Origin of the sequence: Acrocarpospora macrocephala (assembly GCF_009687865.1) — a bacterium.
Classification (GTDB): domain Bacteria; phylum Actinomycetota; class Actinomycetes; order Streptosporangiales; family Streptosporangiaceae; genus Acrocarpospora; species Acrocarpospora macrocephala.
Map to the genome: position 1 here is coordinate 125588 of NZ_BLAE01000007.1, position 24055 is coordinate 149642.

The 24055-nt window shown below is 69.5% G+C and carries 21 protein-coding genes; 11 read left to right on the forward strand and 10 right to left on the reverse strand.

The genetic code is table 11. The features are described from left to right. Positions 1 to 324: 324 nt before the first annotated feature. Positions 325 to 2472 (forward strand): DUF6055 domain-containing protein, encoded by a 2148-nt coding sequence (locus Amac_RS55885; RefSeq protein WP_246268105.1) that lies wholly within the window; start codon positions 325 to 327, stop codon positions 2470 to 2472. 45 nt (positions 2473 to 2517) lie between these two features. On the opposite strand, the gene Amac_RS06375 is transcribed toward Amac_RS55885, so the two are convergent. Next, positions 2518 to 3498, reverse strand: a complete 981-nt coding sequence (locus tag Amac_RS06375; protein WP_155353374.1) for a metallophosphoesterase — start codon at positions 3496 to 3498, stop codon at positions 2518 to 2520. A gap of 140 nt (positions 3499 to 3638) precedes the next feature. Here Amac_RS06375 and Amac_RS06380 point away from each other — a divergent pair, with 140 nt between their 5' ends. Together Amac_RS06380 and Amac_RS06385 are read left to right on the forward strand one after the other, a co-directional pair. Continuing rightward, positions 3639 to 4304, forward strand: a complete 666-nt coding sequence (locus Amac_RS06380) for a hypothetical protein (protein ID WP_155353375.1) — start codon at positions 3639 to 3641, stop codon at positions 4302 to 4304. Positions 4305 to 4342: 38 nt separating this feature from the next. Next, positions 4343 to 4750 (forward strand): hypothetical protein, encoded by a 408-nt coding sequence (locus tag Amac_RS06385; protein ID WP_155353376.1) that lies wholly within the window; start codon positions 4343 to 4345, stop codon positions 4748 to 4750. Here the strand turns inward: Amac_RS06385 and Amac_RS06390 are convergent. After that, positions 4747 to 5340, reverse strand: a complete 594-nt coding sequence (locus tag Amac_RS06390) for a dienelactone hydrolase family protein (RefSeq protein WP_155353377.1) — start codon at positions 5338 to 5340, stop codon at positions 4747 to 4749. The two genes, Amac_RS06385 and Amac_RS06390, sit on opposite strands and share 4 nt — an antisense overlap. Positions 5341 to 5883: 543 nt before the next feature. On the opposite strand from Amac_RS06390, the gene Amac_RS06395 reads away from it, so the two are divergent. Genes Amac_RS06395 through Amac_RS06425 form a run of 7 tightly spaced genes read left to right on the forward strand, consistent with a single transcriptional unit; the run spans position 5884 to position 15026 of the window. Beyond that, positions 5884 to 7797 (forward strand): YcaO-like family protein, encoded by a 1914-nt coding sequence (locus tag Amac_RS06395; RefSeq protein ID WP_218040901.1) that lies wholly within the window; start codon positions 5884 to 5886, stop codon positions 7795 to 7797. Between the two features lie 10 nt (positions 7798 to 7807). Beyond that, positions 7808 to 8812 carry an LLM class flavin-dependent oxidoreductase gene (locus Amac_RS06400; RefSeq protein ID WP_155353379.1) on the forward strand — a complete coding sequence of 335 codons (1005 nt, stop codon included), beginning with the start codon at positions 7808 to 7810 and terminating at the stop codon, positions 8810 to 8812. Further along, the gene (locus tag Amac_RS06405) at positions 8809 to 9813 is read left to right on the forward strand and encodes an ABC transporter substrate-binding protein (protein ID WP_170322353.1); all 1005 of its coding nucleotides are present in this window, start codon (positions 8809 to 8811) and stop codon (positions 9811 to 9813) included. Before Amac_RS06400 ends, Amac_RS06405 begins: the two co-directional genes overlap by 4 nt. Further along, on the forward strand, positions 9810 to 10874 hold the full coding sequence (locus Amac_RS06410; protein ID WP_155353381.1) for a FecCD family ABC transporter permease: 1065 nt from the start codon (positions 9810 to 9812) through the stop codon (positions 10872 to 10874). The genes Amac_RS06405 and Amac_RS06410 overlap by 4 nt, the downstream gene beginning before the upstream one ends. Continuing rightward, on the forward strand, positions 10871 to 11611 hold the full coding sequence (locus Amac_RS06415; RefSeq protein ID WP_155353382.1) for an ABC transporter ATP-binding protein: 741 nt from the start codon (positions 10871 to 10873) through the stop codon (positions 11609 to 11611). Before Amac_RS06410 ends, Amac_RS06415 begins: the two co-directional genes overlap by 4 nt. Beyond that, positions 11608 to 13320 (forward strand): ABC transporter ATP-binding protein/permease, encoded by a 1713-nt coding sequence (locus tag Amac_RS06420; RefSeq protein ID WP_155353383.1) that lies wholly within the window; start codon positions 11608 to 11610, stop codon positions 13318 to 13320. Before Amac_RS06415 ends, Amac_RS06420 begins: the two co-directional genes overlap by 4 nt. Further along, positions 13317 to 15026 carry an ABC transporter ATP-binding protein gene (locus tag Amac_RS06425; protein WP_155353384.1) on the forward strand — a complete coding sequence of 570 codons (1710 nt, stop codon included), beginning with the start codon at positions 13317 to 13319 and terminating at the stop codon, positions 15024 to 15026. Before Amac_RS06420 ends, Amac_RS06425 begins: the two co-directional genes overlap by 4 nt. On the opposite strand, the gene Amac_RS55890 is transcribed toward Amac_RS06425, so the two are convergent. Both Amac_RS55890 and Amac_RS06435 read right to left on the reverse strand, forming a co-directional pair. Beyond that, positions 15005 to 15475, reverse strand: a complete 471-nt coding sequence (locus Amac_RS55890) for a CGNR zinc finger domain-containing protein (protein WP_246268107.1) — start codon at positions 15473 to 15475, stop codon at positions 15005 to 15007. The two genes, Amac_RS06425 and Amac_RS55890, sit on opposite strands and share 22 nt — an antisense overlap. A gap of 8 nt (positions 15476 to 15483) precedes the next feature. Further along, entirely contained in the window at positions 15484 to 16050 is a 567-nt protein-coding gene (locus Amac_RS06435) for a TetR/AcrR family transcriptional regulator (RefSeq protein WP_155353385.1), read from the reverse strand. 103 nt (positions 16051 to 16153) lie between these two features. Between Amac_RS06435 and Amac_RS06440 the strand changes: the two genes are divergently transcribed. Next, positions 16154 to 17080, forward strand: coding sequence for an NmrA family NAD(P)-binding protein (locus tag Amac_RS06440; protein ID WP_155353386.1), 927 nt, complete (start codon positions 16154 to 16156; stop codon positions 17078 to 17080). Between the two features lie 142 nt (positions 17081 to 17222). On the opposite strand, the gene Amac_RS06445 is transcribed toward Amac_RS06440, so the two are convergent. From Amac_RS06445 to Amac_RS06470, 6 genes are all read right to left on the reverse strand, one after another. Beyond that, positions 17223 to 18317 carry a cellulose binding domain-containing protein gene (locus tag Amac_RS06445; protein WP_155353387.1) on the reverse strand — a complete coding sequence of 365 codons (1095 nt, stop codon included), beginning with the start codon at positions 18315 to 18317 and terminating at the stop codon, positions 17223 to 17225. A 77-nt stretch (positions 18318 to 18394) separates the two neighbouring features. Beyond that, positions 18395 to 20500: a cellulase family glycosylhydrolase gene (locus Amac_RS06450; protein ID WP_155353388.1), complete on the reverse strand. Its 2106-nt coding sequence runs from the start codon at positions 20498 to 20500 to the stop codon at positions 18395 to 18397. 603 nt (positions 20501 to 21103) lie between these two features. After that, complete coding sequence (locus tag Amac_RS06455; RefSeq protein WP_155353389.1) at positions 21104 to 21835, reverse strand: SDR family oxidoreductase; 732 nt, start codon at positions 21833 to 21835, stop codon at positions 21104 to 21106. 202 nt (positions 21836 to 22037) lie between these two features. Continuing rightward, entirely contained in the window at positions 22038 to 23066 is a 1029-nt protein-coding gene (locus tag Amac_RS06460) for a permease prefix domain 1-containing protein (protein WP_155353390.1), read from the reverse strand. Next, positions 23063 to 23398, reverse strand: a complete 336-nt coding sequence (locus Amac_RS06465) for a PadR family transcriptional regulator (RefSeq protein WP_155353391.1) — start codon at positions 23396 to 23398, stop codon at positions 23063 to 23065. The genes Amac_RS06460 and Amac_RS06465 overlap by 4 nt, the downstream gene beginning before the upstream one ends. 249 nt (positions 23399 to 23647) lie before the next feature. Continuing rightward, complete coding sequence (locus Amac_RS06470) at positions 23648 to 23995, reverse strand: CATRA system-associated protein (RefSeq protein WP_155353392.1); 348 nt, start codon at positions 23993 to 23995, stop codon at positions 23648 to 23650. Between the last annotated feature and the right edge of the window lie 60 nt (positions 23996 to 24055).

Sequence of the window (24055 nt, forward strand, 5' to 3'; positions counted from 1 at the left end):
GTGCGCATATCTCATGTCCGCAGGCTAAATCGGCGTACTTGACGAGAAATGAATCGCTCGTTCAGCGATCGTCAAGTGCCCGGGTTCGGTCCGAAACTTACATAGCTCAGGCCGTACCCACAGGAGCTGATCGACCGTGGTCAGTACGCTCTGACGGCGGCGAGAGCCCTCCCGATCGGGCGAGACCACCTTGACAGTATTTGTTTGGAATGCAAACTATGTGGACGACAAAAGGTCTTGCCGGGTGTGGATCGGGTACCTCGGCGCGGGTGGGCGGACCCCCGCCGGCGCCGGGCCGCATCGGCCGCAACCGTGAGGACTCAGATGGTTCAATCGCGCCGGTCGCGTCTCCGCTCCATCATCGCGACCGTCATCCTGGTGCTCGCCGCCTTCGCCGCGACGCCCCTCCCCCATTCCGCGGCCGTCGCCAAGACGGTCTACATCCCCAGCCGCTGGGTGACCACGGGCGAGGTGCCCTGGGCCCAGAATCGCACCAGGGAGTCGGCCAACTTCATCCTGCTGTGGGGCGAGCGGTCCGGCACCAACCCGCTGACCGCGCCGGCAGACGTCCGGTTCGACCCGGACAACATCCTCAATCAGCTGGAGAGCCTCTACAACTTCTACGTGAACACGATGCGGTTCACGCCCGAGACCGGCCTGCTGGCCCAGTACAAGATCATCGTCATCGTCACCCGGACCTGGAACCGCACGGCCCTGGACGCCTGGGCCACCGGGGGCTCGGTGGACGGCCTGGTGGGGGTCATCAACATCGCGCCCGCCGCCGCGGCGCCCGGATCCTGGGGGCTGGCCCACGAACTGGCGCACGTGTTCCAGAACTACACCTTCCTCGGCCGCTCGGGGATGGGCTTCACCCACGCCTCCGCGGGCACCTTCTGGGAGACCAGCGCCGAGTTCATGGCGATGCAGGTCTACCCCACCGTGGCCGCCGGCGACCTGACCCGGTTCATCCGCACCGAGCACCTGGCCTACAGCAGCAGCCGGCACCACTACGGCAACTGGATGCTGATGCAGTACATCAAGGAACGCGACGGCCTGGCCATGTTCAACCGGATGTGGAACGAGGCCCGCAACACCGAGCACCCGCTCGAGGTCTACCGGCGGCTGACCGGAATCACCCAGGCCGAGCTCAACCGGCGCATCGGCGAGTACGCCCAGCGCAACGTCACCTGGGATTACGCCAACCGCGCCGACATCATGCCCTTCATCAACCGGCTGTATCCCTTCGTGACCATCTACAACGGCCATCCGGTCGAGGCGGTCAACGCCGCGGCGGGGCACTACCGCATCCCCGAGGCGCTGGCGCCGTCCACCTACGGATACAACAAGATCCGGCTCGTCCCGGCCAGCGACGGCGCCCTCATCCGGGTACGCATCCGGGCCCACGTCAGCGCCGCCGGGCAGAACGGTCTCGCGGTCGGGTTCGTGGCCGTACGCAACGGGACGCCGCGCTACAGCCCGGTGACCGTGACGACCGACAGCACGCTCAGCTTCCAGACACAGGCCGGTGAGCGGGAGGTGTTCCTCGTCGTGGCGGGCACGCCGGGGGTCATCCACAAGTACGCGTTCCTGGACGGGTACCCGCGCAACTACCGCAACCCCTACCAGTTCCGCATCGAGGGGGCCGTCCCGTACGGGCACGAGGCCGGGCACACCCGGCCCACCCCCACGGGCGGCCGGTGGCACTCCAACGGCGGCGGTTGGGTCGACAGCCGCGCCAACGTGCCGGCCAGCGCGTACGTGGGGCCACGGGCGGCGGTCTACGGCAACAGCACGGTCAGCGGCAACGCCCGGATCGAGGGCATGGCCTGGGTCAACAGCGGTGCCACGGTCACCGGCAACGCGATCGTCCGCGACAGCGCCCTGGTGCAGGGTGGCGCGAACCTCAGCGGGAACGTGGTCGTCGGCGGCGACGCCGAGCCGGCCATCGCCTGCGGTTCGGGCACCTACCTGATGTTCAACCCCGACCGGGGCTGCAACGGCGCGGGCGGCGAGGCCGACGTGAACCCGGCGCACGGGACGTTCACCGATGCCGATCTGGCGCTGGGTTCCGGCCCTTCGCCCTCGCCAAGCCCCAGTCCGTCACCGTCACCCTCGCCGAGCCCTTCACCGAGTCCTTCTCCCTCGCCCTCACCGAGCCCTTCCGGGGGTGCGCGCACCTGCTCGGCCAGCTACGTGATCACGGGTGCCTGGCAGGGCGGCTTCCAGGGCGACGTGACCGTCCGGGCCGGCAGCTCGGCGATCACCGGGTGGACCGTGACCTGGACCTACGCCAACGGCCAGGCGATCACGCAGTCGTGGAACGCCGCGCTCACCAGTAGCGGCGCCAGTGTCACCGCCGGCAACCTGGACTGGAACGGCAGCCTCGGGGCCGGCGCGACCGCCGCGTTCGGCTTCCTCGCCAACGCCGGCGCGACCAACTCCGTACCCGCCTTGACCTGCACAGCGAGGTAGCACCCCAGCCCCCTGCCGCCACTGGCGGCAGGGGGTTTCCGTGCGTCAGGCGGCCGGGACGGTCCGCTGCTCCCAGGTGAACACCTCGGGCGACTTCGGCTTGACGGTGACGCTCAGCCACTGGCTCGCGGTGTCGCCGAACGTCTCCAGCCGGGTCAGGTTGGGCACGCCGGCGTAGTTCGGCTCGGACTCCTGGACGTGCTCGTCCCCGTGCACGAGCAGGACCGGCTTGCCATACGCGCGGGAGCGCTCGACGATGCGCTCGCGGATGGCGGCGAACCCTTCGGTCTGGGTGGGCTCGGCCTGCAGCAGGAGCAGGACGCCGGGGGCGTGGGTGCGCCGGGCGATGTCGAAGGCGTTGTCGATCCAGTCGAGGGCGGCGGCCTCGCGCGCCTCGAACTCCGCCAGCCGCAGCTCCGGCCGGTCGCCGCCGGGCAGTTCGGCCCACGGAGCCAGGTTGTTCGCGCTGCCCACCACGTGCACCGTCGCGAAGACGACGCGCTTCTCGGTGAACAGCACGTTCTCGACGTAGTCGCGGTGGTGGCGGTCGCGCGCCTGGGTCTCCACCTTCATCGGGTGGCGGCCGAGGGTACGCCCGGCCACCGGGTAGTAGGTGCGGCGGAAGAAATCGAGCCGCTCGGTGGGCAGGAAGCCGCCCGCGGCGGCGCGGTGGCAGTCGGTCCAGTCGTTGTCGCCGGGAGTCAGCACGAACGGGTCTGCGAAGGTCTGGTACTGCTTCAGCGTCGCGGTCAGGTGCGCGTCGTCACAGGAGGAGGAGCCGCTCTTGACGTCGCCCGCGTGCAAGACGAGCTTGACGTCCCGGTCGGCGTTGATGTCGTCGACCAGCAGGGGGAAGGCGGCTTCCTGCGCCGCGCCGTACGGGGTGTCGCCGAGCAGGGCGAAAGTGAAGGAGGACCCGCGACCGGACTGGGCACCGGTGTGACCGGCGTCGGCGAAGCCGGGGGCGGCGATGCCGCCGGTCAGGGACGCGGCGATGAGGGTGGCCGCGAACAGAGATTTGCGCATGGTAGATGTATCGCGGCTCCCGGCCACCAATCCATGACACGAAACACAAGCCACAGGAAACCCTCTCATAACTCCGCCCCGGACCCCGTGAGACCGGCGGTACGGTGTCGCCTGGAGATCGTCCGGAAGGATCACCCCCCATGAGCCTGTCGCAGCCCGCGCTTCCCCTGGCGAGCGTCGCGCTCACGCCCGCCGCCGTGCTGAGGATGCTCGCGAGGGCGGCCGGGCAGTCCGGGCTCGGGGAGGATGATCTTCCCGTCGTGCGGGTGGGCCTGTCCAACGGCCAGGTCGTGGCGGGGCGGCTGGTCCTGGTGGGCGCCGACGACGGGCACGAGGTGGTGGTGCTCGCGCCCGACTCGGGTTTCGCGCTCACCTACCTGTCCGCGCGAGACGTCGTCACCGTCACCGTCGACGACCCCCGCCCCTTCCAGGACGTGCTCACCGGGGGCGCCCTGCCGCCCCAGACAACAGACTCGCCGGTGACCCGGCTCGCGCTGCGCCGCGGGTACGCGCCCACGGCGGAGTTTCCGCTGGAGGTGGACTGGGAGGCGCTGCCCGACTCCGCGCTGCACAATCTCAGTCAGGTGCTTCGCGAGCTGCGGGCGGCCGCCCAGGAGGTGGCGGTCGACGAGCTCGGGCGACAGGCATGGGCGCAAATTCGGGCGGTTCGTGTCGAACACTCCCTGCGGGAACCCCTGTCGATGCGCAAGGATGCGGACGTGCTGTTGGTGGTCGCCGATCTGACCGCGGCGCTCCCCCGCGGCATGGGAGTCGAGCTGCGCGGGCAGCTCAACACATTGCTCTGAATCGCCCGTACTCTAATCGCCGTCACAAGGAGGACCCTATGGGCCTGGCGGAACGACGCGCCGCCGAGCGCTTCAAGAATGAGGACTACCCCCAGTGGGCGACCAGGATCGAGGAGGCGGCGGGCTTCGCCGTACCCGTCGAGGTGTTCTGGGACGAACTTGCCGTTAACGACTACGCCGACTCCTACGCCGAATTCTTCCCGCAGGTCTACTTCCAGCCCTTGGTGGACGCCCTGGCCGGGGTCACCATCGACCAGCTCGGCCGCGACGCCCTCCGCGCGGGCCTCACCCGCATCATCATCCGCAATGCCGGCGACTACTACAGCGACTCCGGCTTCAGCTTCATCGACGGCACCCTCACCATCGACCACCGCCCCGACACCAACGTCGCCTACGGCGAGGAGCGCGCCGAGTCTCTCCGCAAACTCCTGGAATCCGGCCTCTAGGTGGTCTGGTCCAAGGGGGGTACCCGCAGGAAAGCCAGCGTGCGGGAAAGCAGCAGCGCGGCGGCGTCCGGGTCGTAGGAGGGCAGCGTGCGGTCGGCGAAGTAATGCTGGTCGCCGGGATAGAGGAACAGCTCGCCCTGCCCGGCCGACTCGACCACCTCCCGAGCGAAACCGATGTCGCCCTCGCCGACGAAGAAGGGATCGGCGTCCATGCCGTGCACCTGGACCGGCACGCCGTCCGGCCAGGCGTCGCCGAACTCCGAGAGCGGTACACAGGCGTAGTACAGCAGCGCGCCCCGCGCGCCCGATCGAGTCTGAGCCAGCTTCTGCGCACAGAGCACACCGAGCGAGAAGCCGGCATAGACCAGGTCGGCGGGCAGGTCCTCGACCGCTCGGGTCCCACGTTCGATCACCGCACCGAAGCCGACCTGCTGGACGTAACCCATCCCCTCCTCGATGCTGCCGAAGGTACGGCCCTCGAAGAGGTCAGGCGTGTGGACGATGTGCCCGGCCTGCCGCAGCTCATCGGCGAACGCGGTGATGCCCGGCGTGAGCCCCAGAACGTGGTGAAACAGAACAATATTCGCCATCTCTCCCCGACCGCCACCGCCAACACGAATGACCCATCAATGCAGCATATTTGGGTGCCCTAGATCAATACCGGCTTCCCCGAACCTCGAGACGCAAGATCGTAACCGCACCTCATGCGCTGCGCACCATCGCCGACCCGTTCCGTCGCGAAGACCGCTCCGCCTACGTCCACGTAGTCGGGCCGGACGTTGCGGTGCTGCAGGTGGTAGGCGTGCTCCCGGGCGTGTGCCGACCCATCGCGTCCTCCTATTGCGAATCTTTCGCAACAACGTGATTCAGGCAACAATGGGTTGACCCGTCCGGCGAGCCGATCTATGTTGCGAATCGTTCGCACTTGCGAATGGCAAGCAATCCGAAGGAGGACGGCCCATGGCACATCCCACGTTCGAAGAGCTGGCCGAGACGAGCGTCTGCGTCCGCGCGCACACGCCCGCCGTGGACGAGGCGTTCGCCTGGAACGAGGACGAAGCCGAGTAGTCCCCCGCGGGAGGCCGCTGCCCCACGCGGTCTCCCGCACCCCCCGACCGCGGAGGATCCGATTGTTGCGTCTTGCCCCTGGGCACCACCTGCATCCAGGCCCCGACGGGGTGTGGCGGCAGCACGCACCCGATGGCCGGGTGACCCTCGTGAACGCTCCCGACGCACTGATGCGCGCCTTCGCGCGCGGTGAACTACCCGACGACGAAGAGTTGCTGCGCGCCTTCGAGGACCGTGGGCTGCTGGTCCGTGAGACTCCGGTGGAGCCATCCGGGGTGGTCCATGTCGTGGGGTACGGGCCCGTCGCCGACCAGGTGGAACGGCTGCTGGAGCAGCAGGTCAAGGTGGTACGCGGTCCGCTGGGCGGCACTCCCGACATGGTCGTGGCGTGCGCCGGATGGTTACCGGACGCCGAATGGCTGGAGATCGACCGGTGGTGCCTGGAGCGAGGCGTCCCGTGGCATCGCTGTCACGTGGAAGGGCTGCGGCTCTTCGCCGGGCCGTGCGGGGTGCCGTACACCGATGTGCGGGCGCGGCGGCTGGCGGCCTCGGGGCTGCCCGGGGAACTCGTCGCGCACTGGGCCTACCTGGACGCGGGCGACACGCCGCCGGTCCCCTGGCCATCCGTCGGCGGGGTGGCGGTGGTCGCCGGGCTGATCGTCGCCGACGTGCTCGCCGTACTGTCCGGACGCACCGTCCCGGCCTGCCAGTACGAGTTCGACCCCACGGACAACGAGGTGACGCACCACCCGGTGCTGTCGCTCACCGAACCTTCCGGAACCGCCCTCGTCGATCCCCGGCTCGGCGTCATCACGAAGGTCGTGCGCGAGCCGAGCGCCGTTCCTTCGTGCGTCATCTACCGGGCCTACGTGGCCGACACCCGGACCTTCGCCCCCTGGCCGGCCGACCGGGTGGCCGGGGGCGCCGCGCTGGCGGATCCGGCGCGGGCGCGGGCCGCCGCGATCGGCGAGGCGGTCGAACGTTACTGCGGCAACGCGCCGCCCAAGGCGACCGCCCGGGCCGCCTACCTGGACCTGCCGAACGCGGTCGACCCGGAGGAGTTCGCGCTGTACTCGGCGGACCAGTACGCCGCCCGGGGTTTCCCGTTCGTGCCGATGAGCCGGGAGCTGGTGCAGGACTGGATCTCCGGCCGGGATCTGGCGACCGGGGATCCGGTGTGCGTGCCCAGTGCGCTAGTGCTGCTCAACCGCAGGCGGGAGCCGTACACGAACTTTCAGATGAGCGCCGGGATCGCGGCGGGAAGGGGATGCGCGGCCGCTGAGGAGGCGGCGCTGAACGAGCTCTACGAGCGGGACGCGCTGACCACCTGGTGGATGCGCGGCGGCCCGGCCGGAGAGCTCCGGCTGGACGGACCCGATGAGCTGGTCAGCGCCATCGCCGGCGCGGAGGCCCAGGGCCTCACGGTCACGCTGCTGCGTATCCCCTCGGACTTCAGGCGCCTGGTCGTCGGCGTGTTCATCGAGGACGCTTTCCAGCACATCGTCGGGTTCGGCGCGGCCTGCCGGGCGACGGCGGGTGAGGCGGCGGCCAAGGCGTTCACCGAGGCCTGCGTGTCGTACACCAACAGCATCAAGCTCCTCGACGCGGCGACCTACGAAACCGCCGACCATCCCTATCGGCCGTATCGGAAGGACCGCGCCTACCGCGACGACTTCCGCGCCGACTGGCACGACCTGACCGACCTGGAGCTGAACCTCCAGCTCTACCTCGATCCGCGCATGCAGGGCCCGAACCTCGACCGGCTCCGATATCCGGAGCAGATCACGCTGCCCGAGCCGCTGCCCGAACCTCGGGCGATCTCGGTCGACCTGACCACGCCGGACATCCTCGGCACCGGTCTGCGGGTGGTGCGGGTCGTCGTGCCCGGCCTGTACGGCAACGCCCCGGCCGCCTTCCCGCTTCTCGGCGGCACCCGCCTGGGACGGCCGGTCGTCCTCGATCCGCTCCCTCTCGCCTAGGAGCCGCGACATGCGTGTGGGCCTGGCCCTCGGCTACCACGGAGAACCGATCTCGGAGCTGCTGCCCCTGGTCGAACACGCCGACCGCATCGGCGTCGACTCGGTGTGGAGCGTCGAGGAGTACGGCGCCGACGGGGTGACGATCCTCGCCTACCTGGCCGCCAGGACCGAGCACATCAAGCTCGGCACCGGAATCCTCCAGCTCGCCGGCCGCACCCCGGCCAACACCGCGATGACCGCGCTGACCCTGGACATCCTCTCGGCAGGCCGCCTGCTGCTCGGCCTGGGAGTGTCGGTGCCGTGGATCGTCGAGGGCTGGCACGGCCAGGAGTTCGGCAAGCCGGTCACCCGCATGCGCGAGTACGTCGAGATCCTCCGCAAGGCCATCGCCTGCGACGAGCGGGTGGCGTTCGAGGGCGAGTACTACCGGCTGCCCGCGACGGAACGCTCCCGGCCGGTCAAGGCGCTGCTCGATCCGGTCCGCACCACCATCCCGACCTACATCGCCGGGATCGGCCCCGGCATGACGCGGCTGGCGGGCGAGGTCGCCGACGGCTGGTTGCCGGGCTTCTACTCCCCCGAACGGGAGAAGGTGATGACCGCGCCGCTCGACGAGGGCCTGAGGGCCTCCGGCCGGAGCGCGATCGACATCACCGTCATCACCCACGGGGCCATCACCGAAGACGTGGCCAAAGCGCGGGACGACCTGCGCCCGCTCTACGCCGCCTTCATCGGCCCGGATCTGCCGGGCGTCCGCAACACCTATTACGAGCTCGCCTGCGCGCTCGGGTTCGAGAAAGAAGCACACGTGATCCGCGAACACCACCGTGAGAAGAGGCGGGCCGAGGCCGTCGCCGCCGTACCGGACCAGTTGCTCGACGAGGTCGCCCTGCTGGGGCCGGCCGAGCGCGTCCGGGACCGGGTGGCCGCCTGGAGGGAGTCGCGGGTGACCACGCTCGCGCTCATCACCCGGGACAAGGCGCTGCTCGACGTCGTCTGCGAGGCGGCGGCGTGAAGCGTCTGCTGGCCGGTGGGCTTCTCCTCGTCCTGGCCGCATGCGGACAGGCCGCCCCGCCGACGGCTCCCGCCGAGCAGGCCGCGGCACCGATCACCGTGCGGAACTGCGGTCGCACGCTGACCTTCGACAAACCCCCGAGCAAGGTCGTCACCGGCTACCAGCCCGCGTTGGAAACGCTGCTCGCGCTCGGCCTCCAGGACAAGATCGCTGCCAGGACCGCGTTCGAGGAGAACGGGCCGGACGGCTTCCTGCCCGGCCAGAAGGCCGCCTACGACGCGATCCCGCAGATCTCCGACACGATCATGCTGCCGCAGAAGGAGGTCATGCTCGCCCAGGGCGCCGACTTCGTCATCGACAACGGCCAGAGCAGCTTCGACGCCGCCGGGGGTTACGCGACGGTCGACGAGCTCCAGGCCGCCGGGGCGCCGGTCTTCATCCTGGGCAACTGGTGCAGCCCCGAGGAGACACTGAAGTTCACCATCGAGCAGACCTTCACCGACCTGCGCGATCTCGGGATCATCTTCGGCGTCCAGGACCGGGCCGAGAAACTGATCACCGACCTCAGGGCCGCCCTGGCCGACGTCGAGAAGCGGGTGTCGGGCCTGCCCAAGGTGCGGATCCTGGCCACCGACGGCGGGACCGGACCGGTCACCGCCTACGGCGGCGCGGGACTGATGAACCAGATGATCACCCTGGCCGGAGGTGAGAATGTGCTGGCCGACACCAAGGCCGACTACTCCGAGTTCAGCGTGGAACAGGTCGCCGCCTCCAACCCCGACGCCTTGCTGGTGCTGGACTACGTCGTCTACGACGGCAAGGCGGTGGCGACGGCGGACAAGAAGGCCGCCGACGTGCTGGGCGTCGTGAAGAACAGCCCGGCGGCCAAGGAGAAGCGCACGATGCCGGTGCCCGCGGCGGCGGCGCATCCGGGTTACCGGAACATCCTGGCCATCGTCGAGATCGCCAAGTTCCTGCACCCTGACGCGTTCACCCGATGACGCTGACGCAGAAGGCGACCGGCCGGGCGGCGCCCATCGCCCGGCGCGGGTCGACGTTCGGGCTGGTCCTCGGGCTGCTGGCCGGAGCGGTGGTGTTCGCCACCTGGCTGGCCGTCAGCATCGGGGCGGTGTCCGTCGGGCTGGCCGAGTGCTGGGGCATCGTGGCCGACCAGCTGTTTCCCGGGTCGGTGGCCCGCACGTGGACGCCGGTCCAGGAGCAGATCGTGTGGGATTTCCGGCTGCCCAGGGCGCTGCTGGCGATCCTCGTCGGCGCGGGGCTCGCCGTGGTCGGCGCGGTGCTCCAGGCGCTCGTGCGCAACCCGCTGGCCGACCCGTTCCTGCTCGGGGTCTCCTCGGGGGCCTCGCTCGGGGCGGTGGCGGTGTTCGTGCTCGGCGCGTCCACCCTCGGCGGGTTGTCGCTGTCGGCCGCCGCGTTCGGCGGGTCGCTGATGGCGCTGGTTCTCGTGTACGTGCTGGCGCAACGCGGCGGCAGGCTGACTCCGGCCCGGCTGGTCCTGGCGGGGGTGGCGCTGCACTTCCTGTTCCAGGCGATCTACTCCTACATCCTTCAGCAGGCGCAGAGCGGCCGGGCCGCGCAGCAGGTTCTGTTCTGGCTGCTCGGCTCCCTCGGCGGCGCGCGCTGGGAGATGCTGCCCATCCCGGCCGTGGTGCTGGGAGCCGGCGTGGCCTACCTGCTGGTCCAGCACCGGCCGCTGAACGCGCTGGCCGCCGGGGAGGACACCGCGACCTCGCTGGGCGTGCACGTGGGGGCGTTCCGGCTCCAGCTGTTCGTGCTGACCTCGCTGCTGGTCGGGGTCATGGTGGCCACCAGCGGGGCGATCGCGTTCGTCGGGCTGATGGTGCCGCACGCCGCCCGGCTGCTCGTCGGCGCCGACCACCGCCGCGTGCTGCCGGTCTCCGCGCTGCTCGGCGCGGCGTTCCTCCAGCTCGTCGACATCGCGGCCCGGACCGTGGACGCGCCGCGGGAACTGGCGCTGACCATCGTCACCGCCGTCTTCGGCGCGCCCTTCTTCCTGTGGCTGCTGCGGAGGCGCGCGTGAAACTCGTCCTGGACGGCGTGGCCGTCACCATCGAGGGCACCCCGATCGTGCGGGAGGCCGGCCTCGTCGTCGGACCCGGCGCCTTCGCCGCCCTGGTCGGCCCCAACGGCTGCGGCAAATCGACCCTGCTCCGCGCGGTCTACCGGGCCTTGCGCCCGGCGGCCGGGCTGATCTCGCTCGACGAGGAGGACCTGCGGCAGCTCTCGCACCGGGAGACCGCCCGCCGGATCGCCGTGGTGGCCCAGGAGTACCCGGCCGAGCTCGACTTCACCGTCGAGGATGTCGTGCTCATGGGCCGTACCCCGCACAAACGCCCGCTCTCCCGCACCACCGGCGACGACCGGCAACGCTGCGCCGAAGCCCTCGAACGCGTCGACATGGCCGGCCGGGCGAGCCGGTCCTTCGCCACTCTCTCCGGTGGGGAGAAACAGCGGGTCCTGATCGCCCGCGCGCTGGCCCAGGAGAGCCGCCTGCTGCTGCTCGACGAACCGACCAACCACCTGGACATCCGCCACCAGCTCGACGTGCTGCACCTGGTTCGCGACCTGGGCCTGACCACGCTGGCCGCGCTGCACGACCTCAACCACGCCCGGGAGTTCGCCGACCGGGTCTACGTCATGGACACCGGCCGCGTGGTCGCCGATGAACTCACCCCCGAGGTGATCGCCCGGGTGTTCGGCGTGCGCGCGGTGCCCCGTACCCAGTACGCCTTCGAACGCCTCAAGGAGGAGACATGATCTTCCGATTGCTTATCCCGGCGGTCCGATGGCGGCTGGCCGGACTGGTGGCGATCCTGCTGACCATCACCGCCACCTACGTGTTCCAGGGCGTGCTGGTCGCCCACTCGCTGGCATTGATCTTCGCCGGGGACGGCTTCACCGCCATCGTCTGGCCCCTCGTGGGCATCGCCCTTCTTCAGGTGGTACGCAGTTGCGCCCTGGCCCTGCGGGAGACGGCGGCGCTGCGTACCTCGGGGTTGGTCAAGGCCGAGCTGCGGGAACGCCTCGTGGGCAAGCTTCTGGCTCTGGGACCCGGGTGGGCGCAGCGAGGCCGTACCGGCTCGACCCAGACCAGCCTGGTCGACGGCATCGAGACCGCCGACGCCTATGTCGGCCGTTTCCTGCCCCAAATGATCGCCGCGGTCGTGGGGGCGATCGCCGTTACGGCGTACCTGTTCACCCTCGATGTCGTGGTCGGCCTGGTGGTGCTGGGCTGCTCGATCCTGCTGCCGGTGCTGCCCCTGGTCTCCGAGACGGTGCTGCGCGGCCGGAACAGGGCGTGGTTCACCGCCTACAAGGGCCTGTACGCCGAGAACCTCGACGCCCTCCAGGGCATGGTCACCCTCAAAGCGTTCAACGCCAGCCGCCGAAGGGGCGCCGAACTGGCCGCGCTGGCCGAGAAGTTCTGCACCGACTCGATCCGCCTGATGGCCGTCATCGTCCTGTACGTCGGCGGCGTCGCCTTCGTCATCGCGACCGGAACCGCGATCGCCATCGGGATCGGCGCGCACCGGCTGGTGGCCGGGGAGATCACCGTCACCGACCTGCTGCTCATCCTCATGCTGACCGCCGAGTGCTTCCGGCCGCTACGCGACCTGGAGGCGGCCTACCACTCCAGCTACAACGCCGTCCCGTCGCTGCGCGGCGTGCTGGAGGTGCTCGACGAGCCCGTGCCGGAGGCAGGGACCACCGCACTCGGATTGGCCGGCCCGCCTTCGGTGGCGTTCACGGGCGTCACCTTCACCTACCGCGACCGCGACCGGCCCGCCCTGCGGGACTTCACCCTCGATGTCGCCCCCGGCGAACGCGTCGCCCTGGTCGGCAGGTCCGGCGCCGGGAAGACCACGGTCGCCGCGTTGTTGTCGCGTTTCTTCGACACGACGCAGGGCCGCGTCACCGTGAACGACGTCGACATCAGGGACCTGCCGCTGGACCGGCTGCGCTCGCTGGTGGCCGTGGTCGCACAGGACACGTACCTGTTCCACGGCACCGTCCGCCACAACCTCGCCCTCGGCCGCCCCGACGCCACCGACGACGAGATCACCGCCGCCGCCACCGCAGCCCGCGCCCACGAGTTCATCACCGCACTCCCCCAGGGCTACGACACGATCGTCGGCGAACGCGGCCTGAAGCTCTCCGGCGGCGAACGCCAGCGCATCGCCATCGCCCGCGCCCTGCTCAAGGACGCCCCCATCCTCATCCTCGACGAGGCCACCTCCAGCGTCGACGCGGCCAACGAGACCGCCATCCAACAGGCCCTCGACACCCTCACCGGCGGCCGGACGACCTTGATGATCGCCCACCGCCTCTCGACGGTCCGCGACGCCGACCGCGTCATCGTCATGGACGGCGGCGCGGTGGTCGAGTCCGGCCACCACGACGACCTCCTCACCCGGCGCGGCGCCTACGCCCGCCTGGTAGCCGCCCAGCAAGGAGCAGCCCGATGACCAGGTTCCTCGCCCTGATCGGCCCGCACCGCACGCTGCTGGTCTTCGCCATCGTCAGCGGCATCGCCCACCACCTGGTCGTCCTGGCCTCGGCCGGAACAGGCGCGTGGGTGGTCAGCCGGGCCATCACCGGCCAGGAGTTCACCGGCGGTCTCATCCTGCTGGGCGTGCTGCTGCCGTTCGTGGCGCTGACCCCCTGGCTGGAGTCCTACCTCGCCCACGTGGCCGCCTTCCGGGTCCTGGCCGACATCCGCGGCCGGATCTATGCCGCCTTCGAGCGGCTGGCCCCCGGCTACCTGCTGGAACGCCGCTCCGGCGACCTGGGCGCGGCGGCCATCTCCGACGTCGAGCAACTGGAGTTGTGGTTCGCCCACACCCTCAGCCCCCTGGTCAGCGCCGCGACCGTCCCGGTGGCCGCGCTCACCGCCCTCGGCACCTTCGACCCCGCGCTCGCGGGCGCCCTGGCTCCCGCGTTGGTGCTGCTCGCCACCGTGCCGTCGTGGCTGCGTCAGAAGGCGGAGGCACAGGGCACGGAGTTGCGTGCCCAGGTCGGCGAGCTCAACGCCGAGGCCGTCGACACCCTCCAGGGCCTGCGCGAACTCGTCACCTCCGGCGCCGGCCCACGCCAGATCGGCCGCTTCCGCGGCTTGGAAGCCAAGCTGCTCGGGGCGAAACTGGCGCACGCCCGCCGCTCCGGCCTCGAACACGGCGTCACCAACGCCCTGACGGTCTTCGGCCTGCTCGCCGTGCTCGTCACCGCCGCGCTCCTGGTCACCCGGGGTGCTCTCGACCCGGCGCTGTTCCCCGTGGCGGTCGTCCTGGCCGCGACGACCTTCGCCCCGGTCATCGCCGTCACCGACGTGGCCCGCGACGTCAACCTGGTCGTCGCCGCCGGGCGGCGAATCATGACCATCCTCGACACCGAGCCGCCGGTCCGCGACCGCGTCACGGACTTCTCTGGCGACATCACCCCGCGCGTGGTCTTCGACACGGTCCGTTTCCGGTACGCGCCCGCGCTACCCGACGCCGTAGCCGACGCCACCTTCACCGTCGAACCGGGAGAGACCGTCGCCCTCGTCGGCCACTCGGGCGCCGGCAAGTCGACCTGCGCCAGTCTCCTGATGCGCTTCTGGGACGTCGCCGACGGCGCGATCACCATCGGCGGCCACGACATCCGCGACCTCCCGCAGGACCACCTGCGCAAGCTGATCACCCTGGTCCCCCAGGACGTTTACCTGTTCAACATCCCCCTGAAGGACAACATCCGCCTCGGCCGGCCCGAGGCCACCGACGCCGAGGTCGTCGCGGCGGCGGAAGCGGCGTTGGCCGAGGAGTTCATCACCGGCCTCCCCGATGGCTACGACACGATCCCCGGCGAACTGGGCGCGCGCCTCTCCGGCGGGCAGCGGCAGCGCATCGCCATCGCCCGCGCCCTGCTCAAGGACGCCCCCATCCTCATCATGGACGAGGCCGTCTCCAACCTCGACGCCGAAAGCGAGCAGGAGGTCACCCAGGCGATGGCCCAGGTCAGAGCAGGCCGCACCACCCTGGTCATCGCCCACCGGCTGTCCACGATCCGCACCGCCGACCGTGTGGTGATGCTCGATGACGGCCGCACGATCACCACTGGAACCCATGACGACCTGCTCTCCGGCAACGCCGGCTACCGTCGCCTGCTGGCCGGTCAGGTGGCGGGCGTGGAGTGACGGGCGCGATGGCGTCGTACCGCGTCGCGGTTGGCGCACGGCTGGCGGCAGTAGCGCTGCCGTCCGGTGCGTGAGGTGTCAGCGAAGATCATCTCGCAGTCGGCGGCAGCGCAGCGCCCCAGCTGGTCCATCCCCCGGCTGACCAGGTGCAGCGCCGTACCCACGGAGATGAGCGCGAACAGCACCGCCCCGAGCGGCTGCCGGTCGTCGCGGTAGTGCAGGTGCCAGCCCCTCGCGTGGTCGGTCAGCCGGGGGTAGGCGGCGGACCGGGCCAGCATGTCGTTGACCAGCCCGGCCCGCTCACGCTCGCCAGGGGCGTCGACGACCTCGATCCAGGCCTCCAGTACGTCGAGGGTGTGGCCGAGATCCGCCGGTTCAGCGAGGGGCGAACGCGCAGCCGGTGATGTCGTCCGACTTGTCGCAGTGGTTCCGGGACCCGGGTCCGCCACACACTCATTCACTGATGAGGGCTTATTCCGGCTATGGTCAGCTCGAGTAGCCGATTCGCCTCGGCGGCAGGGTCCGGATAGTTCTCCGTGGCCAGGGCGATGCCGGTGATCAGCGCGAGCAGGTCGGCGATGGTTACGCCTGGCCTCAGCGCGCCAGCGTCCGCGGCGCGGCGTACAAGTGGGGCGCCTGCCTCGGTGAGTTGCGCCGAGGCGCAGTGCTCATGTGCCACCTCGGGGTCGGCCGCTCTGTCCCGGGTCAGTGCGATGGCCAGCCCCCGGATGGTCGCGGCGTACGCGGTGACGGCGCCCAGCCACTCCAGCAGCGCGGCCCTGGTGTCGGCCCTGCCGGTCAGATCGCGAGCGAGGACGCACAGCGTCTCGATCCGTTCATGGAAGACCGCCTCCAGCAGGGCGTGGCGGGTTGGGAAATGCCGGCGCACGGTGCCCGATCCGACTCCGGCGATGCGGGCGATCCGCTCCAGGGACGCATCGGCGCCGTGCACGGCGATCTCCTCCTCGGCCACGGCGAGCAGGCGGGCGTAGTTACGCCGGGCGTCCGCACGCTGGACGGGCATGGCATCACCTCAGGGTTGCTAAGTGGCGGGGTCCGCCGTATCTTACTCGAACATAACCGGCGGACCCCGCCGTTTAATGAACGTGCACCTCAGGAGAGGCCTCATGTCCACTGATTCCGCACCCGTCCTGGTCACCGGCGCCACCGGACAGCAAGGCGGCGCCACCGCCCGCGCCCTGATCGCGGCGGGCGTCCCCGTCCGGGCGCTGGTCCGCGACCCCGCGACCGACCGGGCGAAGGCCGTCCACGCGCTCGGCGCCGAACTGGTGACCGGCGACCTCGACGACCGCGACTCGCTGATCAAAGCCGCGCGAGGAGCCCGAGCCGTCTTCTCGGTGCAGATGCCCGCGATGAAGGCAGACACTATCGACTTCGACGGCGAGCTGGCCCAAGCCGTCAACCTGATCGAAGGAGCACTGGCCGCCGACGTGCCGCAGTTCGTGCACACCTCCGTCTCCGGCGCCGGACAACACACCCAGACCGCCGGCTGGGCCGAAGGCCGCTGGGCGCCCCTGGAGCCCTACTACACCACCAAGACCGGCATCCAGGACCGGGTACGCGAGGCCGGCTTCAAGCACTGGACACTCATCAAGCCGGGCTGGTTCATGGAGAACTTCCTGCCGTCCGTCGCGTACCTGTTCCCGCGCGGCGTCGAGGGCGGCCTGGCGACCGTCCTGAAGCCCCGGACCCGGCTCTCCCTCGTCGCGGTCGAGGACATCGGCAAGGCCGCCGCCGCGGCCATCGCCGAACCCGATCGGTTCCACAAGACCGAGCTGGAACTGGCCAGCGACTACCTGACGATGACGGAGATCGCCGGGATCCTCTCCGACGCTCTGGGCGCCGAGCTGACCGCGCCCGACATGACCGAGGAAGAGGCGATCGCCGCGGGGATGCCCGCGTGGGCGGGCGTCTCGCACGAACGGATCAACGTGACCGGGCAACCCGCCCGCCCGGAGTACGCGCGGGCCCTCGGCATCCCGCTCACCACCTTCAAGGAATGGACGCGCAAACACCTCCAGGCCGCGGCCTGACCCTGTCAGGGGCCCGGCACGCTGCTCCTCGTCAAGCCCGGATCCGCACCGGATCCGAGTCGTCCCACCGGGCACATGCCCGAGCCAGAAGGTTGTCGGGAGGTGAGGTGAGGTGAGCCGTTGATCGGCTCCGCGCGCGTGATCAACTGAGCGTGCAGTTCACCTGGGGTAGCGCGTTGGTGGTGTTGTTCCAGGTGGCGATGAAGCCGAATGTGGTGGACGCGCCGGCCGGCAGGCTGCCGTTGTAGCTCGCGTTGCGTGCTGTGACGGTGGCTCCGTTCTGGGTGAGCGTCGTGTTCCACGATTGGTTGATCTGCTGGCCGATCGCGAAGGTGAAGGTGGCCGTCCACGCGGAGGAGGCGGTCGGGGAGGTGTTCTTCACCGCGACCTCACCCTGGAAGGCGCCGCCCCACTGGGAGATGACCTGGTAGGTGGCGGTGCACCGGGCAGCACCGGGCGAAGGAGACGGGGAAGGCGAGGGGCTGGGTGAGGGCGTCGGGCTGGCCGTCGGCGTCGGGATCACGCCGTTGAGCACCTGGGCGAGCGGCGGGTACCAGCGGTCGGCCATCTTCTGGAAGCCGGTGTCGTTGGGGTGCACCCCATCCCCGGTGTCGGTGGCCGTGTTGAAGCCGGTCCACTGGTCCACGACGACGATGGGCGACTGCGCGGTCGTGAGGCCCGCGGCCCAGCCCGGGATCGCGTTGTTGAGCGCCGTCACGCTGGCCGCACAGGTGGGGCAACCGGACGGGTTCATGGGGATGATCTGCGCCACGATGATCTTCATGTTCGGGTTGTTCGCCCGCATCTGGCCGACCAGCTTCGTGTACGCGGCGAGGACGGTGGCGGTGGGGATGAAGCCGCCCCACATGTCGTTGGTACCCAGATGCATGAGGACGATGTCGGGCCTGGCCGCGGCCAGCCACGGCGGCAGCTGGTTCTGGTCGGCGATGCCGGTGGCGGCGTAGCCGCCGTGGCCCTCGTGGTCGCCGTCGTACGAGAACCCGTAGTTGCAGCCGCCGTCGGGGTCGCTGCCGACGAAGTCGATGTTCGTGTATCCGGCTGTCTGCAGGCGGTGCCAGAGCAGGGCGCGCCAGCAGCCCGGCCCGGCGGTGATGGAGTCGCCGAGCGGCATGATCCGGACGAGCGCCGCCGCCGACAGCGCGGGCAGGGCGACGCCGAAGGTGACTGCCACGAGGAGCGCGGCGAGGAAGGCGTACCAGTGGGGTCTGCGAAGCATGGCTGACTCCTCTTAGAGACGACCGAGGGACGCGCACCTGGCCGGGCCCGCCACGTGACGGGCCCGGCCGGGCGATGCTAGGAGAGTGGGTTCTGGGTGAGCAGGTGTGCCTTGAAGCCCTCGCCGTAGGTGCTGGTGGGGGTGCCGCTGTAGTCGGTGATGAGCACGTTGCCCTGGCCGCAGCCCCACGGGTTCCAGGTCCAGGCCGTGTATCCGACGCCGTGCGCGTCGGCCCAGGCCATCACCTGGTCGATGTAGTCGTGGGCGCAGGAGTCCTGGCCGATCTCACCGGCGTGTACGGGCACCTGCGCGGCGACGGCGCCGACTTGGCTGTTCCAGCAGGAGACGTTGGAGCAGGCGTTGAAGTTGTACGTGTGCCACGCGGCCATCAGGTTCCCGGTCGGATCCGTCGGCTTGTAGGTCAGCCACTGGCTCAGGTCGTTGGACCAGGTCAGGCCGCCGAGCATGATCACGTTGGTGGCGCCGGTGGCGCGTACCGTGTTGACCAGTGACTGCATGCCGGCCACCTGGTAACCGATGCCGGGGCAGGTGCCGCCGTCGCGCCAGCAGGTCCAGCCGGCGGTCGCGTTCCAGTTCGCGGCCGCGTCCGGGAAGGGCTCGTTGAACAGGTCGAAGACGACCGCGTTGCTGGCCTTGAAGGCGTTGGCCACCCCGGTCCAGAACATCGGCGCGTACTGCGCGTCGGGCATCGGCTTCTGACACGTCGCCGCGATGTCCGAGCAACCGGCGCCCGGACCGGTGTACTGACCGTAGTTCCAGTGCATCTCCACGATCGGCGTGATGCCGTTGGCGACCAGCAGATTCACGTAGTCCTTGACGTTCTGCTGATACGCGGCGCCGCTGGGCGAGCCGTTGGTGCCGTTCCAGCACTCCTCGTTCAGCGGGATCCGGACCGCGCGAATATTCCAGGCCTTCATCGCGTCGACCGAGGCCTGATCCACCGGGCCGCTGTCCCACATGCCCTTACCCTGCACGCAGGCGAACTCGCCACTGGCCCGGTTGACGCCCAGCAGACGGTAGGTCGCGCCGCTGGAGGTGACCAGCCGGTTCCCGGAGACGTGCAGGGCGGGTGCCGCGCCCCCGGTGCTGCCGTCGTTGTCCGCCTCGGTGGCGTTCACCGTCAGGGACGTCAAGCCGGTGGACGCCACGATGATCGGCCGGCTGCCGTTGGTGCTGTCGGCGTCCTCGGCGGCGCTCAACGTCACCGTCTGCGGGATGTTCCAGTTGGCGCTGGTGAAGGTCAGGGTGCCACCGCCGATCACCGTGATGTTGCTGTCACCGGTGCCCGCGGTGTTGGTGACCGTCACAGTGGAGGCCGGCTGGCAGTTCAGGCGGACGGTGTAGGTGGCCGTCGATCCTTCCGGCACGATCACGCCGGTCGGCGTGACTGTCACGCCCTGCGTACAGCTCATGTCGTTGTCGGCCTCGGTGGCGTTCACCGTCACGGATGTCAGGCCGCTGGAGGCCACGGCGATCGGCCTGGTGCCGTTCGTGAAGTCGCTGTCCTCGGCGGCGCTCAACGTCACCGTCTGCGGGATGTTCCAGTTGGCGCTGGTGAAGGTCAGGGTGGCGCCGCCGGTCACGGTGATGTTGCTGTCACCGGTGCCCGCGGTGTTGGTGACCGTCACGTTGCCGGATGGCTGGGACTGCAGGCGGACCGTGTAGCCGACGGTCCCGCCCTCGGGGACGTTCACGCTGGTGGCGGAGACCACCAGGGCCTGCTGCGTTCCTCCGGCGCCGGTTCCGGTGCACGAGACGCTGGGCGGGTTGGTGTTGACGCCACCGGTGTAGGTGCCGTTGAAGCCGACGCTCCAGGTCGCGCCGGTGCCCTTGGCGGCGTTGTAGGAGGCCGGGTTGATGGCGACGACCGCACCTGCCGGGGTGGGCGTCGCCGGGGTGGGCACGCCGTCCCACATCTGGGTGATCACCTGGTTGTTGGGAAAGTCGAAGCCCAGTGTCCAGCTGGTCAGCGGGTCGCCGGTGTTGGTCACCGTGATGGTGGCGCCGAACCCGCTGCCGTTGTCCCAGCCTTTGGCATAGGTCGCCGAACACGACACAGCGGCGTCGGCGGCGGTCTGGACCGCGGCGAGCCCGACCGCGCCGAGCAGTACGGCTGCCGCGGCCATCACGGCTCTGCGCCAGGTGTTCCGGTTGATTCGCATAAGCGTTCTCCGAGACGAGACCGATGGGTGCACGCTTCCTTGAAGCGGGCCAAGCAGCACCCGACCCGGTTCTCGTCCGGAATTGGGAGCGCTCCCACATTCCTCCGCCGCAAATTGCTTCGCAAGAGCGTTCCGGACAAGCAATCAAGACACCTGCGCCGACCTTGGAAAAGACCGAAAACGCCGCTGAAAAGTTCATTCATGCCCGTTGAACTGGAGAAGGACGCTCCCGAAACATTTCGGCACTCTCATCTGGCCATTAACAAAATATCGGGTTCGTAACACGCACCGACGACCGAAAGTATTGTCAATTCCAAGAAAATTTCGGAAGCACCCCCTCACAGGGCCCTCCCGACCTCGCCTTCAGGCCCAGGCATACGCGGGAGTGGTGGAAGCGGGATCAGGCCGAACAGGACGCTCTGCACGCCCATGACGAAGATCGCCGCCAGGATCGCACGGTATAGCGCTCCTGCACGCCGTCTGTCGCCGATGCATCACCTCGGCAAGTCGAGGGTGAGCATCTCCTGGCCCGGCTGCTGTGCCGGAACCGCTCTGGTTCCGGCACCCCGGGGAAGGGCTGCGCGCGGAGTGGGTGGGGGCTGTTCACTCCGCTGCGGGGTGGGGAAGGGCCGCGTGCTGGTAGGGCGTCGGCTCCATTCCCGGTTGTACGACGAGAACGGTGCCGGAGGGCTCGGCGTGGAAGGCGGTCTCCACGGCGGCCGCCACGTCCTTGGCCGTCAACAGCGGGAGCCCGAGCTTGATCATCATCTCTTTGGCGGGCGCGACCAGGGGTGTGTCGGTGAAGCCCGGGCAGACAGCGCTGATCTTGACATCGTCCCTGGCCAGCGGCTCCACCAGGGCGCGGACCAAGCCGACGGTGGCGTGCTTGCTCATGGAGTAGATCGGGTCGATGCCGAAGCCGATGAGCCCGGCCATGGAGGAGGTGACCACGATCGAGCCGCCGCCGGAGCGCTTGAGCAGCGGGAGGGCGGCGGCGACGCCGTAGACGACGGCGTCGACATTGACCCCCATCACTGTCCGGTACCGCTGCGCGTCGAAGGCCGACATGTCGATGCCGCCGTTGGTCCCGGCGTTGAGGTGGACGAGGTCGAGGCGGCCGTACCGCTCATCGGCGAGCGCGACGGCCCGCAGCGAGGTCTCCTCCGAACTGACGTCGCCCACCACCCAGCCGCCGCCGACCTCCTTGGCGACCCGCTCGACGCCCTCGCCGTCGCGGTCGACCAGGACACAGTCGACCCCGCTCGCGGACAGGCGCCGGGCGACGGCGGCCCCGATGCCGCTCGCCGCTCCGGTGATCAGTGCAACAGTGCTCATGAGCGCTCCTTAGGGGATGGCCGCGACAGGGAAGGCCGCGACAAGGGGATGGCCGCGAGAGGGACGTACACGAACTGGTGGAGCATGCGCCCGGCGTCGCGAGCGGGCGGGAACGGCCGGGCCGACGCACAGACAGCCGTTACCGGGTCCCGGATTAGGCCCGCCCGGACGCGAGGGCGTTCCGGGCGTGTGTGCCTGTCGATCAGCGGCGGGGAGCTCGGGCCGGGATCTTTTCGACGATGGTGTGGATCATTGGTTTCCAGCTGGGGGTCACCCACGATCTGGCGGCGAATCCGGCGGCCGATTCGACCACGGCGTGGACGACCGCGAGCACGGCGGCGATGATGAGGCCCGCGTTGGTCCAGTACGCCACCTCCGACGGCCACCCGGCGGCGTCCACGAAGGCGGGGTTGAGCAACCGGTCGCTGGCCGCGATCCAGATCAGCAATGTGGTGGTGGCGATGCTGAGCAGCACGGCGGTGACGGCGACGGGAACGCTCCAGCGGACGTAGCTCTTGGCGACGGTGACGCCGAGAGCGGCGATCGCGAGGCCGAGGAACCCGTACACCACGCCGGTCTGCCACAGCCAGGGCGAGAGGATGCCGATGGGGTCGCCGGTGGCGTCGGTCTGGGTGCTCACGACCGGTGAGAGCAGCACGAGGGTGGTGAACAGGACCACCGTCACGATCTCGGCGATCACGGCGCCATGGCGGGCGCGGCGGCTGGGCGGCTGCGGGAGCGCGTCGGGGGTCCACTGCCGGGCCGGGCCGGCTCGCAGGCTTGATGTGCGCTCGATGACGGCGAACAGCAGCGTGGTCCAGAAGACGATGTGGACGGTCGTGGTGAGCGCGGTGCCGATCGTGTCCCCGATCACCGGCCCGGCGGCGCCGCCTTGCAGGATGCGGATGAATCCGGTGGCTGCCGCGGTGGCGGGCACGACGGTCACGAGGATGGCCACGATGAGCCGGACGTAGTCCAGATAGAGGCTCGGGCCGATGAGGTGCAACGGGCGATCGGCGTAGTCGGCGGCCAGCCGGGCCGGGTCGCCGAGTTCGGTGAGCACCGCGTGCTCCGCCTCGGCGGGGTCGCTGCCGGCGTCGGTGCGGTCATCGATGGCGTCCGCGATCGAGGCGCGTAATTCTCTTTCGATGTCCGGGCGTTGTTTCGCCGGTAAGCGGCGCAGGGTCAGGTCCACGTATCGGTCGGTGAGGGTGCTGGTGGTGGCGGTCATGATTCCTCTTTCAGGGCGTGAAAGGCGGCGTGCAGCTCTTCCCAGTCGCGTCTGAGGGCGTCGGCGAGCGTGAGTCCTTGGTCGCTGGTGCGGTAGAACTTGCGCGGCCGGGATTCCTCGGTGTTCCAGTCGCTGGTCAGCAACCCCTGTTTTTCCAGTCGGCGCAGCAGCGGGTAGAGGGTGTTGGCGTCGACGGCGAAGCCGGATTGGTCGAGCTGGTCGAGCAGGGCGTATCCGTAGTTCGGCTGTTTGAGGATGAGCAGGCAGGCGAGCACGATGGTCCCTCGCCGCAGTTCCTGCTGGTGTAGTGCGTACAACTCGTCTGCCGGCATGCTCACACGATAGTGTGCGTCACACACTAATGCAAGACACACGATGACGTGTTCCGGCTGTGTGACGACGTCGCGGGGAGGCTGGCTTACTGGTTCGTTGATTTGCGCGGGTCCACCTGACCGGCGTCACTGCTCATCCCAGCGGGCGCCTGGACCGTGCAGCAGGCCCGTGATCTGCTCATGGACCTGCAGGAACACATCAGTGCCCGAGTGTGGAATTTCCTCGTACGTGACCGCGATGGACGATCCTCACCGCGGTTCTGAGAAACCTTCGGGATGCTTGGGTTCCAACGTGTGGATCAAGCGGACCGTCTGTTCGTGCACGTGATCCGGTGCGGAGTCGTCGCCCTCTCCCACTTTGAGGACCCGATATGGGCTCGCGAGATCGAGCTCGATCGTAGCTGTGCGCAGGCCGGCCAGGTCGTTCCGCTCGAGGGCGGTGGCCATCGCGTCGATGATCCGGGAGATCTTGGCCCAGTGCGCCGGGGTGGAACGCCAGTCGAGAACGTCCCGGAGAGAATCGAGTGCGTCGGCCGTGATCTGGGTTGCGCCGATCGGCTGTTCTTCGTCATCGGCGCCGAGGCCGTACTCGTGCATGGCATAACTTTATTCGCTGCCGCTTCGCCGCGAGTCGCTGTCGATACACTTGATTCACGG